Raw genomic sequence first — 14,233 nt, forward strand, 5'->3', positions numbered from 1 at the left:
CAGCGGGGCCTTACACGTTACCTTCTTTCTAGCTAGAGTTTATGCTTTAACAAGAGATAGATGGAAGAAACAATCAACACCTGTCTCTATGATAAGCAAGTTATTTTTTTAGATACGAAAGTTGAGTTATTATATTTATCTTAGCAATTGCTTCCCCATATCGCAACGACTGCGCATTCTTTGTATTTTTGTACAAGTAGTAATACAATGTGAACGGAGCTTTTTTAATCTATAGTGGATATTCAAAACTCCAATAAAAAAGGAATCACTGCAAATGATTTCAAAAGGAGAACCAACCATGAATACAAATCAATTACCAAAAGCAGTTCAAGAGCTGCTTGAAAATAATAAAAAACAAGCAACAGACCATCAGGAGCTGATCCGTTCCGGCGGATACCTTCCTCCAAGTGAGGAATTATTAGTTGATGCGATTGTTGCATTGAGCATGGGTAAAAACATTTTATTAAAAGGACCAACCGGAGCTGGAAAAACAAAGTTTGCGGAAACACTTTCCTCTCTTTTTGAGCGTCCAATGTACAGCGTAAACTGTTCTGTTGACTTGGATGCAGAAAGCTTGATGGGTTTCAAAACGCTTGCCTATGAAGAAGAGAAGCAAACAATCCAATTTGTACCCGGGCCTGTTACAAATGCAATGAAGCAAGGCAGTTTTCTGTATATTGATGAGATTAATATGGCCAAACCAGAAACGTTACCTCTGATTAACGGAGTTTTAGACTATCGCCGAACGATTACCAACCCTTTTACCAATGAAATTGTCACTGCTGCAGAGGGATTTGGTGTGATTGCAGCCATTAACGAGGGTTATATTGGAACAGTTCCATTAAACGAAGCTTTAAAAAACCGTTTTATCGTTATTGATGTACCATATATTCAAGGGGAGCAGCTGGAACAGTTAATAAACGATTCAACAAATCTGACAGACAAGCAGCTGATCAGTCATTTTGTCACATTATCTAATGATTTAATCACAGCAGTAAGTCAGGGGAAACTATCGGAGGATGCTGCTTCAATCCGCGCTCTGTTGGATGCCTGTGATCTTTCGATTTATCTTCCGCCTAAGCGTGCTATTTTACGCAGTATCGTTGATAAGCTGGAAGAAGACCGCGAAAAATCGTTCGTTGAAAATCTGGCAGATACACTATTTTAATTAAAGGAGCTATATTCATATGTATCGATTTCATCAAACAAAAGTCGACACCCATTTATTTATGCAATTGCAGGATTTGACCACTGTTTTGGCAAAGAATGGACAGCTGCAATTTGAATCCAGCTTTGGCTCCTTTATTGATTTAGTAGAAAACAAAGTAACAGCCAGCCGTTTCTGGGACCGGCTCCCATCAGAAATGAAGGAAGCAGGCGCTAAATCAGATGTCATTCTGCGGACATTAGGGACACTGCATCAAACAGATGTGAAAAGCCTGCAGCAATTTAAAGAAGGTTTGCAGGATTCCTTTCTTCCTAAATTCGCAATACAGTTAATAACTTTATTAGAAGATATTCGTTTAGAAGACGATATTCGCAAAAAACGCCCTGGCACAAAACGGAACTTCACTTATCGGCAACAATATTTTCATCATTATTTCACGACACAGCTGCAGTCTAATGTGACACGCAGTTACGCAACAGATGAAATTTTTTGTATGATTTATTTATTACTGTTTGCCAATCAGCCAGATCCGGATTTTCCTCGCGTAGAAGAGGAGCAGCTGGATATGCTCGATAGTTTAAAACCTCAGCTATATAGCGTTTTTGAAACTAGAAATACGCGGGATAATGTTGCTTTAACAGAAAAAATTGTTCAGAGAATGCAACAGGCAGGCTATACAGATTCCATTCATGAATATTTTATCTTGCCAATCGGGCATGTGGAAACTTATGAGAAAAATACACTTTTTGATGAATTGACACGGACAGATCCACTTGTGAATGAAGATCAGCAGGAAGAAACAAACGAAGAAAATGAATACTTTGATGAGACCTTCTCTACATGGCATCGTGAAAATAAAAATGATGACCGCAAACAGAATTTCCTGCAATTTGAATTAGAACAGGGAACAAAAACCTCTATACTGGGTGGCGGTGCCCGTGAAACAGAGGATGGTGATCAGGCGATGGCTGCGATTCAAGGTGCATCCGGCCAGAGCACACAAAATGATTATTCTGATAAAGAATCTCTAAATAAGGAAGAGAATACTTCGGAAAACAGCAGTGAATCGAGCTTTGGCAAAGAGAATGAGCATGCTCGGATGTTTACAGAATATGCAGAGGCTCCTACAGAGGATGAAGAGCTGCAATATCGGCAATTTATAGAGGAAATTGACCCCTTTAAAAGAAAGCTTGCCAAAACCATTCAATTAACTCTGGAGCATAAGCAGAATACACCGAGAACAAACCTTTTATTTGGCAGACTTTCTAAAAAGCTGCTTCCTGTCTTCCTAGAGGATTCTCCACGAGTTTTTTATAAAAAAGAACAAGAATCAAAGGAATTTGATGCGGTTTTCACTTTATTAATCGATTGCTCTGCTTCTATGGAAAACAAAATGGAGGAAACAAAACGGGGTGTTACCCTGTTTCATGAAGTACTAAAAGAATTACGCATCCCCCATGAAATTATCGGCTTTTGGGAGGATGCCAATAAAGTCAGTGAAAATTATCAGCCGAATTATCTCCAATATATCCAGACGTTAGAGGATTCCTTATATAAAGAACAGGGTGCTAAAATTATGCAGCTGGAAGCACAGGAGGATAATCGGGACGGCTTCAGTATTCGTCATGTCACTAAAAAATTAATCAGCCGCAGCGAGAAGAATAAATTTTTACTTGTCTTTTCCGACGGACAGCCGGCAGCTTCCGGTTATGACCAAAATGGCATTGTTGATACGTACCAGGCTGTTGCCCAGGCCCGTAAACATCAAATTGATGTAGTCGGTATGTTTCTTGCAAACGGACAAATTGACGAGAATGATGATAACATGATGCAGAATATTTATGGAAAAGAGCGCATTATGGTTCCGGATGTGAGTGCTCTGCCAGAGCATTTCACACCTTTACTCAAGCGTTTATTGCTCAAGGCCATATAAAAAGTATAACAGGCCCTGAAAATCTTCAATTATATAGGATTTTCAGGGCCTGTTAAGGTATTGCTGTCTTAACGTGGACATTACATTAAAATATTATGTGAGTCTCGTTCTAATATTACAAATTTAATTTAAGAAGCTATCTAGAAATTTACTTGCCTCACTATTAAATTTCCATGTCACACCAAATTTATCAACTAACATGCCAAAGCTTGCTGACCAAGGCGTAGAAGATAAAGGCATAATCACAGTACCGCCTTCCGAAAGCTTTTCAAAAAATTGTTTATTCGTTTCCGGATCAGCATCAATAATGCTGATTAAGACCATACACCCCTTTGTGACTGCGCCTGTCACAGCCTGCATAGAAGGCAGAACATCCGAGATCATTAAAATATTCCCTGAAAACTCCATACGAGATTCCATAATCATATTTTCCTCCTCCTCCGATAACGGATATTCTGAATTTTGACCAAAAGCACCAAATTTCACTTTAACGCTTTTTGCCTGAAAAGCTTTTTCATAAAAAGCTGTTGCTTCCTCTGCTTCCCCATTAAATTGTAAATAAGCTATTGCTTTCATCATTATTCCCCCTTTTCATATTTGAAGTATAATAGAACAAAGACGACAACTGTATGTCGTATATGGGAGGAAAACATGAAAAAAATTGAGCGGCTTATCTCCATCGTTATGATTTTATTACAAAAGAAATCTGTCTCCGCTTCAGAATTCAGCAGGCTTTTTAATGTATCCAAACGGACGATTCAGCGCGATATGGAAACATTAAGTTATGCAAGAATACCTGTTTATGCAACATATGGTGCTGAAGGAGGATACGCCCTTATGGAAGATTATAAATTCGATAAACGTTTATTAAATAACAGTGATATTGAAAATATACTTGTAGCATTAAGCGGTTTTGAACAGTTAATCACGAACCAGGAAATTCAAACGACTATCCAGAAAATTAAAGGAATGACCAGTGCTGACATTTCCCCGAAATATGATTTATCCTTTTATGACTGGACTGGAAGAAGACAAATTAAAGAAGATGTTTCATTTATCAGACAAGCCATTGAAAATAATTGGTTACTAAAGTTTGAATATGTAGACCAAAAAGGAAATATAACATACAGATCTGTAGAACCTTATAAATTACATTTAAGCGAAATGCATTGGTATCTTATCGGGTTTAACTTAGAACGGGAAGACTATCGGACGTTTAAGTTAACAAGGATAACAAATATCGAAAAAGAAGGTTTTTTCACCCCAAAAACAGATAAGATATTTGAGGAAGAAAAACAATATAATAAACAACAAGATTTGGTTAGTGTGCAAGTATTGATAGATGTCGCTGTAAGAGATCAATTTATCGAGAGATACGGAAAAAACGCTGTAACAGAAGTTACCCCAAGAAACTATCTTGCAACTATTGAACTGCCTGAGAATCCATTTTCCTATCAATTTTTAGCAGGATTCGGCGATAAAATTAAAATTATAAAACCCGAAAGCTTTATTGCTAATTATAAATTTTTTTTGGAGGAGGCATTAAAGCTTTATCAATAAGTTTCTTCGGGCTGGCTTTCTATAAATAATGGGCTCATATAGATATAAGTAAATGGCGTATGAGCTCAAAAAACAGAATCATTACCAAACCAGCAGTCCTCAACATCTTATATAATTTTAATTCCACACTAAGAAACCATCAGCTGTTTCCTATGATACCTCGCATACTCAATCAATTATGCACTATCTGATTGATTCTTTCACTTTCCCGCCTCTTCATTTTATTCCTTTTCTTTTTACAGGAAGGAAATATTATTCAATTTCAAATAGAAAATGTTACGTATATTATACCTATCTTCCATCCACGTTCATTATTATTTATTTCTCAGCTTTATTTTGAATGATTTTGGTTGTTTTTGAATGATTTAGATGATATTATAAAAACAAGAGGTGAGGATATGCTAACAGATGAACGCCATCAGTATATTTTACGTCGTCTAAATGAAAGCGGTGTAATCAAGTCTGTTGATTTAATCGAGAGACTTGGCTGCTCAGAGTCAACAATTCGCAGAGACCTCGCTCAATTAGAGAGTAAAGGGCTCCTGCTCCGCATTCATGGCGGTGCGAAATTGAACGCAACGTTTGGAGCAGAGCTGACGTATCAGGAAAAAACGATCAAAAACAGTCAACAAAAAATGAATATAGGGAGGTATGCCGTCTCACTTTTAGAAGAGAATGATGTCATTTATTTAGATGCAGGTACGACAACACTTGAAATGATTCCGTTTCTTTCTAATTTGTCTATTACAGTTGTTACAAATGGTATTGCCCATGCTTCTATGCTTGCAGAGAGGCAAATTGATGCTTATCTCGTAGGCGGTAAATTAAAGCATTCTACAAAAGCGATGGTAGGCGCACCCAGTCAACGTTCTTTAATGAATTATCAATTTACAAAAGTCTTTCTCGGTGTGGATAGTATTGATATGACATTTGGCTGTACAACACCAGATCCTGAGGAAGCTTCTATGAAACAATTAGCCATTGAAAGAGCTTCAGACATTTATTTTCTTGCAGATGATAGTAAATGGAATAAAGTCAGTTTTGCAAAGATATGTGATGTTTCTGATGTAACATTTATTACAGATAAAATCTCAAATATACATCAGCCTTATTTAAATCAAACAACCATTTTGGAGGTAGATTAGATGATTTATACGATTACTTTAAACCCATCGATCGACTACATTGTTCCTGTCGACAAAATAGAATTGGGCGGGCTGAGTTATATGAAGAACGACTATAAGCTCCCTGGCGGAAAAGGTATTAATGTATCGCGAATTTTAAAGGCACTCTCAACAGAATCTATTGCCCTTGGCTTCGTAGGCGGCTTCACAGGAAAGTTTATTGAAGATGCCTTAGACGAATTAGATGTGCGTACAAACTTTATCAACATCAAAGAAGATACGCGCATTAATATTAAACTTAAATCGGATCAGGAAACAGAAATAAACGGGCGCGGTCCTGCTTTATCAGATGAAGAGGTTGCTGCGTTCCTAAAGCAATTGGAAAAGATTAAAGAGGGAGATACCGTGATTTTATCCGGAAGCAAGCCCCCTTCCCTGCCCGAAGATTTTTACGAGAAATTAATCCAGCAAGTAACGAGTCAAGGCGCTGAATTTGCTATTGATACTACAGGCGCTGCACTTGAAGCATCTTTAAGCTATAAACCATTATTGGTTAAACCAAATATTCATGAGCTGGAAGCATTATTTAATGTGAAGCTGGAAACAAATGAAGAAGTTATAGCCTACGGGAAGAAGCTGTTAGAAAAAGGAGCAAAACACGTTATTATCTCTATGGGTGGAGATGGCGCCTTGCTCATATCCGAACGAGGAACGTATAAAGCCGAAGCTCCTAAGGGTAAACTAATTAATTCCGTTGGTGCTGGTGATTCGATGGTTGCTGGATTTATCAGCTCCTACTTAAAATCAAAGGATTCTGTACAATCCTTTAGAACATCTGTCGCTTCCGGCAGTGCAACTGCTTTTTCGGAAGATCTTGCCAGCACCGAAGTGATTAAAGACCTGTTAGCTCATGTACAAGTAGAAAACCTAAAATAGAAAGGATGATAGACATGCAAGTTGCAGATTTATTAAAAAAAGATGTAATGCTTTTAAACCTTAAAGCTACATCCAAAGAAGCTGCCCTTGATGAAATGATCGCAAACCTTTATAAGTACAGAATCATTTCTGAACAAGAGTCATTTAAAAAAGCAATTCTGGCCCGCGAGGAACAATCCTCAACCGGGTTAGGTGATGGAATCGCAATGCCCCACGCAAAAATGGCATCTGTGAAAGAACCTACTGTATTATTTGCGAAAAGTAAAGCTGGGATTGATTATGATTCCTTAGATGGACAGCCTGCCCACCTTTTCTTTATGATCGCTGTTCCTGAAGGCGGAAATGATACACACCTGCAAACGATAGCGGCATTGTCCCGTCTTCTGATGGAACCGGACTTTGTAAATAAGTTAAAAGATGCTTCGACTCCTGATGAAGTAGAAGCGCTATTCATTGAATCAACGAAAGAAGAGGAAGCTCAGGAAAAAACAAATGAAGCTGCAAAAAGTACTACAGCAGCAACAGATGAAAAGCCATTTGTAGTTGCCGTAACAGCATGTCCTACTGGAATTGCTCACACCTATATGGCAGAAGATGCTTTGAAGAAAAAAGCTAAAGAAATGAATGTAGACATTAAGGTGGAAACAAACGGCTCAGACGGCACAAAAAACCGTTTAACATCTGAAGAAATCAAACGTGCTTCCGGCGTTATCGTTGCTGCCAGCAAAAAAGTAGAAATGGCGCGATTTGATGGAAAACACGTAGTCGAACGTCCTGTAGTAGATGGTATTAAAAAAGCAGAAGAGCTTATTACCAAAGCATCAAACCAAGATGCACCAATTTATCGTGACTCGGGAGAAAGATCTGAGGACGATGGAGAATATGAAAAGCAATCTACCTGGGGTAAAATTTATAAAGATTTAATGAACGGAATTTCCCATATGCTTCCATTTGTTATCGGGGGCGGAATCTTACTTGCTATCTCCTTTCTGTTTGAAAATGTATTAGGAGATGAATCACAGTTCTTCCTTTTCTTTAATGGCGTCGGTGGTATGGCATTTAACTTCTTAATACCGATTCTTGCTGGCTATATTGCAATGAGTATTGGTGACAGACCAGCATTAATGCCTGGTATGGTAGCCGGTCTAATGGCAGTAGACAGTAACGCAGGTTTTATCGGTGGTCTTGTCGGCGGTTTTGCTGCAGGTTATATCGTAGTATTAATCAAGCATCTACTAAGAAATATGCCACAATCTCTGGCAAGTATTAAACCGATCTTATTGTACCCGGTAATCGGCTTACTCGTAACTGGGGCAGCGATGTATTTTGCAATCGGTCCTGTTTTCTCAACACTAAATAATTATATTTTAGACTTCTTAACAGGTCTTGGTACAGGAAATATTGTTTTACTGGGTATTCTCCTTGGCGGTATGATGGCTATCGATATGGGTGGACCATTTAACAAAGCAGCATATGCATTCTCCATCGGTATTTTCACAGATACTGGAGACGGAGCTTTTATGGCCGCAGTTATGGTCGGTGGTATGGTACCTCCTCTAGCGATTGCTCTGGCAACAACCTTCTTTAAAAATAAATTTACAGAAGATGAGCGTAAATCTGGAACAGCTAACTATATTATGGGATTATCCTTTGTTACAGAAGGAGCCATTCCATTTGCAGCAGCAGATCCATTGCGTGTAATTACCTCATCTGTAATCGGAGCAGCAATTGCTGGTGGACTGACACAATTATTCCATAGCACAATCCCGGCTCCACATGGTGGTATTTTCGTTGTTCCATTAGGTGATGCGCCAATATTCTTCTTGTTATCATTAATTATCGGTGCGGTTATCTCAGGGCTAATACTTGGATTATGGAAAAAGCCTGTTTCACAATAAATAGAAAACAATTCAGATTTCTGAGGAAGTTCAACAGATGTTGGACTTCCTTTTTTTATGTATTAAGAACGGAATTAAAAACTATCGAATATAAAATAAAAATTGTCTTTCGCTACTTTCATCAAGTTAAACAATCCTAATAAATTCAGATTATTTCAATTTATATATTTACTTTCATGAGTAATTTATATTACTTTATAAAGTAAATATATAAGGAGTGATTTTCTTGAAGACTTATTATTTAATCCCTGACAAAAATTCTTTACACAATCATTTCAGTCAAGATTTAGATCCAATTCTTACTATTCACAGTGGAGATTCTGTTGTGTTTAAAACACTCGACTCCGCTTGGGGTATGGAGAAAAGGAGTGCTCCCGGTGCTCAACGAAAACGTTGGACAGAAATCAACCCGGAGCGGCAAGATTCCTTCTTCGGTCATTCTCTCATTGGTCCGATTTCTATTCATCATGCAGAAGTCGGAGATACCTTAGAAATTAAAATTAATGAAATTGTTCCAGGTGAATGGGGATGGACTTCCGGGGGAGGATTTCCCAGTGAATGGAACAAAAAAATAGGAATCGCAGAAGAAAAAGAAGCTATGCTTGATTTTTTAGTTGATAACAATCGTAAAGAAGCAGTGAGCCAGTTTGGTAATTTTCCTTATAAAATTAAAATAGCTCCTTTTATGGGGATAATGGGCATGCCTCCTAACACTGAAGGAAAACATAGTACTTTTATTCCGAGACCATCTGGAGGGAATATAGACTGTAAGGAACTCCAGGCTGGAAGTCGTTTGTTTTTGCCGGTTTCTGTTGAGGGCGGGCTTTTTTCAACAGGAGATGGTCATGCTATTCAAGGCGATGGTGAAATTAGCGGTCCCGCTTTAGAATGTCCAATGGAGAAAGTTGATTTAACCTTCATTCTTCATAAGAAACAAAAGCTTTCATTTCCAAAAGCTGAAACACCAGAAGCATGGATTACCATGGCATTCCATGAAGATTTAGACGAAGCTATGTGGTTAGCACTAAATAATATGATAGACTGGATGATAGAAATCTACTCATTTTCAAGAGCTGAAGCAAGTGCATGGGCTTCACTGGCTGTTGATTTACGCATCACCCAAATTGTTAATGGAAACAAAGGAGTTCATGCTTTTTTAGCAAAAGATAAGATTTGTAAATAAGAAAGGAGCATTGCAATGGACCCTCTTACCATAAGATTGAATACAACTTTTTTACGAAGCAGAGTGCCTAACCTGACAGTCGCAGCAAAAAATGCTGGACTGCGGCCTGCAACTGTCTCCAATCTCTGTACAGGTAAGATTCCTTTAGGACGTGCAGAAATTAGAACGATTGTTTTGCTTGCAAAATTAGCAAATTGTAGTGTAGATGATTTAATTATTATAGAAGACTACAGCAAAAAAATAGAGACTGGTATAAAAACAATAGATTTATTCGCTCCACTTGTCTTGAATAGTACAGTAGGGTTAATTGCACGGCCTGATATGGGACAGCTCGCTCTCTTAGCTGAAGTGTTTCACAGATTAAAAAATAACTCCTTTAAGACAATAACTCTCACACCAAAACAGGAAGACCCTGGATTAAAAGATTTACTTCATGAATCGGACTATATTGCCGCCGGGTTTGAGGAAATAGCTGTTCTCTTATCAGATGAATGGAAAAATAAAAATATTTTGCTTGTCGTTGACAGAGCCCATGTTATATCCGGAGAACTGGGAGACTTTAATCAAAATCTTCAATTGAAAGAAGTTCTCAGCTTAACAACTTTTTTAATGGATTTAAGTGGTGAGGCTCCTGATGAGGACCTTCCATTTGGCCCTCTGGATACAATTTGGCAATTTGATGCAGAACTCGTTGCTCAAAAGTACTATCCTGCCATTCACCCTCTCTTTTCAATTTCAGAGAGCTACCCGCTCGATAAAAAACAAAACAGATTGCAGCAGGATGCCAGGAAGACTTTACGGCGCTATAGGGAACTGCGAGCGCTTTATGCTATTAGAGGATATGAAAAAATGAGTAAAAAGGAAAAGAACGACTTTACGCGCGGTCAAAAGCTGGAAGCTTATTTAACACAACCTTTTTTTATCGCAGAGCCGTATACGGGACAAAAAGGCTGCTTTGTAAAAATCGTTGCACTTTTTAATGATATTAATAAAATACTTACTGAAGATTTGGCAGAATTAGAAGCTTCATCATTACTCTACAAAGGAGATTTAGACACCGTAGTATAACGTCTGTATTTTATTCACGAAAAACGAATACTATCCAGATGGAAACCATTTTCTTTCTTCTATATAAAAACAGCTCTAGCACATTATTCACCAGGGCTGTTTTTATACTATCCAAATTATTTTCTTTTATAATTTTTATGATTTACTACTGTTTTAATCGGCTCTCCAGTAGATGGATGATTTCCGATACGGACAATAACAGAATTTTCGCGTACAATAAGCACCTCTGCTTTTTTACCTTTATGCTCTCCGCGTACAATACTGATTGTTTCTCCAACTTCCGCAATATTCTCCGGCTTCACTGCCTGTTGCTCTAAATTTTCCTCTTCCATGTTATAACCTCCCTTAGTTCATAGCTGACTAGTGTTTTTATCCCACTTATCGTAACATAAGTCTAAAACGAATGACATTTTTTTTCAAAAGAAACGCTAAAAATTTATTTCTATGCTCGAATCTTATATAATCAAGGTATCTATAAGGAGGATTTGTTATGAACCTTGTTTTTGAACCCAAATGGGATAAAGCGCTTCCCGATACTGACCGGCGCAAGATTGAACAAATATTTCAAAATTCTGTACAACATAACACGGTTGATAAGCAGATGACATTCACTGCTTTGTGGCAAGCAAGAAACCATCGGTCAGATTTATTGGTAACTGTTTTAATTAATAATTACAGCAGACAAGCGTGCTCATTTAGTAACACAACATTACAATATGTAGAAGACGACGTAGTAAAAGCAGAAAAACAATTTACTTTAGAAAGGGTTTTTGTACCTCCAGATTCAAGCATGCCCTGGACTTTTATTTTTCCAGAGTCCAGTTTTACAGATTTCCCTATCATTTTACACGGTAACCTAGTTTATAAATAGTATATTTCTTGGATAATCATGCATAAGTAGGTACTTTTACTTTTTTAAACCAGGATTTAACTATCATTTTTTAATTAAAATCTTTTTCAGGATTTAAATTCATACAATCCTATGCTATATTTGAAGATATGATTTCATCAGCAGAAGTCTAAAAATTCATATCCCCTTTTCTTATAGAAAACAAGCTCGAATAGTTTTGCCAAATATTTATTTTGAACTGCTACTAGACTCAAGAATCAATATCGCATAATTATTCATTTTTTATTTACATCACGAAAATACTCACTCAAATGACAGGAGATGATAATTTTGAGTATAACACCAACTTCGAACAGAACTTTGAATTTTATTGACGCTTTTACGTTATCCGAAAAAACGAATTTAAATATTTCTATACTATCTTTAAGAGATTTAGATGATTTTCAGCTTGATTCATCAAATGTACCAGATTTAGTCATGGTACCAATTTATCAATATAATGACATCACACGTATTCTTGAACAGGAGCAATTAAATGATGTTAAAACTGCTATTATCCTGCCTAATCTGCATATGAAGGATATTATCCGCTTATATGAATTAGATTTTGATGGCTATTTTGTTAAAAATATGAGTTTAAATGAAGTCGTATCAGGAATTCGTTTTATTGACTCAGATTGTATTTATGTTTATCCTGAGTTAGCTAAGGATTTACATGACGAATTTTTAACCCTCTCTTCTACATTACAATCCCGTCCTGAGGGACTCCTTACAAAACGGGAATGGGATGTGCTGCTTGAGATATCAAGAGGCAATAATAACGAAATTATCGCCAGAAACTTAGAAATATCTGATAAAACAGTTAAAAACCATGTTACAACAGTTCTAAGGAAACTAAATGTAAATGACCGGACTAACGCAATGCTTTTGGCATATCGTAAAGGCTGGATTTAGAAAAATAATGTAATGAAGTAAAACGAGAAGCCTATGCAAGAAATAGACTTCTCGTTTTTTAATGCATACATATTTTAAAATTATGACGCTATCTCCAAGCCGTCATATACATGCCCTGTTTTATTAGCTGCCCTGAGATAATTCAGTTTGCACTTGCTGCACTTCTTGGGGACTTGCCTGCTGACCAGGCTGATAATATCCATTTTGCAATGCATATTGGTATACTTTCAATTGACGTGCCTCATCACGGTTTCTCAGTTCCACAAATTTTTGGCGCAGCTGGGGATTATTTGATTCTGAAATATAGCCAGCATAACCTTTTAAACTTGCATTAAGACCGTTTAAATAATCATTCACCATCTCTTTATCCTGAAACATTTTCAAACCACCCTCCTATTGTAAAAATGACATTAATTGTTGCTTGGCATTGCGAGCATCTTCTGCATCAAATTGCAGCATTGATTTAAATTCCGGATCTTGTGCCTGTTCAGCATAAGCCTCCAGTTTATTGACAATCATTCCATGCTCTCCAATGACTTTACGCAATGTTTCCAGTTCAGTTTGCGTTAATTGGCTCATCAGACAAACCCCTTTCCAAAAATTTATCACGGAGATAACAAACGCTAACTCCCTGAATTACGCAACTGACATTCAATAGGAAAAGAGGAAGCGGATTAAGTACGCAGAATCAACGAGTGCGATTATCCGCTCCCTCGTAAAGAATCGTGCATCGAAAAACCTTCCATTGAATGCAGTTTCGTTTTATCAAGGTTATTATGCCCGACGAATTATTTTATATGCCCACAGAAGGGTATTATTAACAAATTCATTACTTTTTCCCTTGTTTAACCAAGCAGTTTCTCAAGACCATTCATTCGGCTTTTAAATTTCCTTATACAGGATTTAATCATTCATTACGCCATTCTTTATATTCATCTAAATCAAGGACATTTACCGTTTTTGACCAATGCAAAACCGTTCCAATAAAATCTGGAATATCTAAATCCTTCATTTCATATATATCTCCATTATTTACTGTTGCAGTAGCATCTTCCAGAAATACAACCTTAAATCCGCGATCATATGCTGCAATCGCTGTGAATAAACAGCAAAATTCTGTATTAAGACCGATAATGACAAGCTCGTCCACATTGTATGTTTTGCACTTTTCCAGCAAATTAGTTTGATAAAATGCGCTGGGTGTTTCTTTTTGAATTATTTCTGTACCATACTTTTTAAAGGGTGGATAAATCTCTGCTCCACTTCCGTTTATATAAAATGGATCTTCTTTATTTTCACTAGTATGCTGAATCAGAAAAATTGGTAAGCCTTGCTTTGAAAAGTCTTTTAAGATAAGCTCCATATTATTAACACGCTCTCCTAAATCATGCCGCTCATTAATTAGTGCTTTTTGCATATCTATTGCTAATAATGCTTTCAATATTACAGCCCTCCAATGATATTGAATTTATTCCTAAAATGATTTGGTTACGTATGATATACCACTGGAATCAACTCCTTCTTTTATATAACTTCCGTTTTATTCATCAAATTCCTGC

Annotated in this window: 15 protein-coding genes; 10 read left to right on the top strand and 5 right to left on the bottom strand. The window is 37.1% G+C overall.

Annotation, left to right across the window (positions count from 1 at the left end; all coding sequences use genetic code 11):
- Nucleotides 1–298: 298 nt before the first annotated feature.
- Nucleotides 299–1,168: an ATP-binding protein gene (locus OSO01_RS06805; RefSeq protein WP_147209689.1), complete on the top strand. Its 870-nt coding sequence runs from the start codon at nucleotides 299–301 to the stop codon at nucleotides 1,166–1,168.
- A gap of 19 nt (nucleotides 1,169–1,187) precedes the next feature.
- Nucleotides 1,188–3,101 (top strand): vWA domain-containing protein, encoded by a 1,914-nt coding sequence (locus OSO01_RS06810; RefSeq protein ID WP_147209690.1) that lies wholly within the window; start codon nucleotides 1,188–1,190, stop codon nucleotides 3,099–3,101.
- Nucleotides 3,102–3,224: 123 nt separating this feature from the next.
- Here OSO01_RS06810 and OSO01_RS06815 read toward each other — a convergent pair whose 3' ends face one another.
- Nucleotides 3,225–3,677 (bottom strand): VOC family protein, encoded by a 453-nt coding sequence (locus OSO01_RS06815; protein ID WP_147209934.1) that lies wholly within the window; start codon nucleotides 3,675–3,677, stop codon nucleotides 3,225–3,227.
- Between the two features lie 75 nt (nucleotides 3,678–3,752).
- Here OSO01_RS06815 and OSO01_RS06820 point away from each other — a divergent pair, with 75 nt between their 5' ends.
- The 6 genes from OSO01_RS06820 (at nucleotide 3,753) to OSO01_RS06845 (ending at nucleotide 10,870) form a co-directional block, all read left to right on the top strand.
- On the top strand, nucleotides 3,753–4,661 hold the full coding sequence (locus tag OSO01_RS06820; RefSeq protein ID WP_147209691.1) for a helix-turn-helix transcriptional regulator: 909 nt from the start codon (nucleotides 3,753–3,755) through the stop codon (nucleotides 4,659–4,661).
- 398 nt (nucleotides 4,662–5,059) lie between these two features.
- A complete protein-coding gene (locus OSO01_RS06825) occupies nucleotides 5,060–5,806 on the top strand; it encodes a DeoR/GlpR family DNA-binding transcription regulator (RefSeq protein WP_147209692.1) in 747 nt (248 codons plus the stop codon).
- Nucleotides 5,807–6,721, top strand: a complete 915-nt coding sequence (pfkB, locus tag OSO01_RS06830) for a 1-phosphofructokinase (protein ID WP_147209693.1) — start codon at nucleotides 5,807–5,809, stop codon at nucleotides 6,719–6,721. It begins immediately after the preceding gene.
- A 14-nt stretch (nucleotides 6,722–6,735) separates the two neighbouring features.
- The gene (locus OSO01_RS06835; protein ID WP_147209694.1) at nucleotides 6,736–8,619 is read left to right on the top strand and encodes a PTS fructose transporter subunit IIABC; all 1,884 of its coding nucleotides are present in this window, start codon (nucleotides 6,736–6,738) and stop codon (nucleotides 8,617–8,619) included.
- Between the two features lie 226 nt (nucleotides 8,620–8,845).
- Nucleotides 8,846–9,802 carry an acetamidase/formamidase family protein gene (locus tag OSO01_RS06840; protein WP_147209695.1) on the top strand — a complete coding sequence of 319 codons (957 nt, stop codon included), beginning with the start codon at nucleotides 8,846–8,848 and terminating at the stop codon, nucleotides 9,800–9,802.
- A 15-nt stretch (nucleotides 9,803–9,817) separates the two neighbouring features.
- Entirely contained in the window at nucleotides 9,818–10,870 is a 1,053-nt protein-coding gene (locus tag OSO01_RS06845) for a hypothetical protein (protein WP_186813575.1), read from the top strand.
- Between the two features lie 116 nt (nucleotides 10,871–10,986).
- On the opposite strand, the gene OSO01_RS06850 is transcribed toward OSO01_RS06845, so the two are convergent.
- A complete protein-coding gene (locus tag OSO01_RS06850) occupies nucleotides 10,987–11,202 on the bottom strand; it encodes a DUF2187 family protein (RefSeq protein WP_147209696.1) in 216 nt (71 codons plus the stop codon).
- A gap of 158 nt (nucleotides 11,203–11,360) precedes the next feature.
- On the opposite strand from OSO01_RS06850, the gene OSO01_RS06855 reads away from it, so the two are divergent.
- Complete coding sequence (locus OSO01_RS06855) at nucleotides 11,361–11,741, top strand: SLAP domain-containing protein (protein WP_147209697.1); 381 nt, start codon at nucleotides 11,361–11,363, stop codon at nucleotides 11,739–11,741.
- Nucleotides 11,742–12,050: 309 nt separating this feature from the next.
- On the top strand, nucleotides 12,051–12,674 hold the full coding sequence (locus OSO01_RS06860; protein ID WP_186813576.1) for a response regulator transcription factor: 624 nt from the start codon (nucleotides 12,051–12,053) through the stop codon (nucleotides 12,672–12,674).
- 123 nt (nucleotides 12,675–12,797) lie between these two features.
- Here OSO01_RS06860 and OSO01_RS06865 read toward each other — a convergent pair whose 3' ends face one another.
- The 3 genes from OSO01_RS06865 to OSO01_RS06875 all read right to left on the bottom strand — a co-directional run bounded on the left by OSO01_RS06865 (nucleotide 12,798) and on the right by OSO01_RS06875 (nucleotide 14,115).
- The gene (locus OSO01_RS06865; RefSeq protein WP_077603737.1) at nucleotides 12,798–13,052 is read right to left on the bottom strand and encodes a spore coat protein; all 255 of its coding nucleotides are present in this window, start codon (nucleotides 13,050–13,052) and stop codon (nucleotides 12,798–12,800) included.
- A 15-nt stretch (nucleotides 13,053–13,067) separates the two neighbouring features.
- Nucleotides 13,068–13,253: a hypothetical protein gene (locus OSO01_RS06870; protein ID WP_147209699.1), complete on the bottom strand. Its 186-nt coding sequence runs from the start codon at nucleotides 13,251–13,253 to the stop codon at nucleotides 13,068–13,070.
- Between the two features lie 328 nt (nucleotides 13,254–13,581).
- The gene (locus OSO01_RS06875) at nucleotides 13,582–14,115 is read right to left on the bottom strand and encodes a cysteine hydrolase family protein (protein WP_147209700.1); all 534 of its coding nucleotides are present in this window, start codon (nucleotides 14,113–14,115) and stop codon (nucleotides 13,582–13,584) included.
- Nucleotides 14,116–14,233 lie beyond the last annotated feature (118 nt).

Source organism: Oceanobacillus sojae (assembly GCF_007991515.1).
In the GTDB taxonomy this organism is placed as follows: Bacteria; Bacillota; Bacilli; order Bacillales; family Amphibacillaceae; genus Oceanobacillus; species Oceanobacillus sojae.

What these genes read in the sequence shown, in the direction of transcription:
- OSO01_RS06805 (WP_147209689.1), top strand. Translation starts at nt 299, where the DNA reads ATGAATACAAATCAATTACCAAAAGCAGTTCAAGAGCTGCTTGAAAAT.
- OSO01_RS06810 (WP_147209690.1), top strand. Translation starts at nt 1,188, where the DNA reads ATGTATCGATTTCATCAAACAAAAGTCGACACCCATTTATTTATGCAA.
- OSO01_RS06815 (WP_147209934.1), bottom strand. Translation starts at nt 3,677, where the DNA reads ATGAAAGCAATAGCTTATTTACAATTTAATGGGGAAGCAGAGGAAGCA.
- OSO01_RS06820 (WP_147209691.1), top strand. Translation starts at nt 3,753, where the DNA reads ATGAAAAAAATTGAGCGGCTTATCTCCATCGTTATGATTTTATTACAA.
- OSO01_RS06825 (WP_147209692.1), top strand. Translation starts at nt 5,060, where the DNA reads ATGCTAACAGATGAACGCCATCAGTATATTTTACGTCGTCTAAATGAA.
- pfkB (WP_147209693.1), top strand. Translation starts at nt 5,807, where the DNA reads ATGATTTATACGATTACTTTAAACCCATCGATCGACTACATTGTTCCT.
- OSO01_RS06835 (WP_147209694.1), top strand. Translation starts at nt 6,736, where the DNA reads ATGCAAGTTGCAGATTTATTAAAAAAAGATGTAATGCTTTTAAACCTT.
- OSO01_RS06845 (WP_186813575.1), top strand. Translation starts at nt 9,818, where the DNA reads ATGGACCCTCTTACCATAAGATTGAATACAACTTTTTTACGAAGCAGA.
- OSO01_RS06850 (WP_147209696.1), bottom strand. Translation starts at nt 11,202, where the DNA reads ATGGAAGAGGAAAATTTAGAGCAACAGGCAGTGAAGCCGGAGAATATT.
- OSO01_RS06855 (WP_147209697.1), top strand. Translation starts at nt 11,361, where the DNA reads ATGAACCTTGTTTTTGAACCCAAATGGGATAAAGCGCTTCCCGATACT.
- OSO01_RS06865 (WP_077603737.1), bottom strand. Translation starts at nt 13,052, where the DNA reads ATGTTTCAGGATAAAGAGATGGTGAATGATTATTTAAACGGTCTTAAT.
- OSO01_RS06870 (WP_147209699.1), bottom strand. Translation starts at nt 13,253, where the DNA reads ATGAGCCAATTAACGCAAACTGAACTGGAAACATTGCGTAAAGTCATT.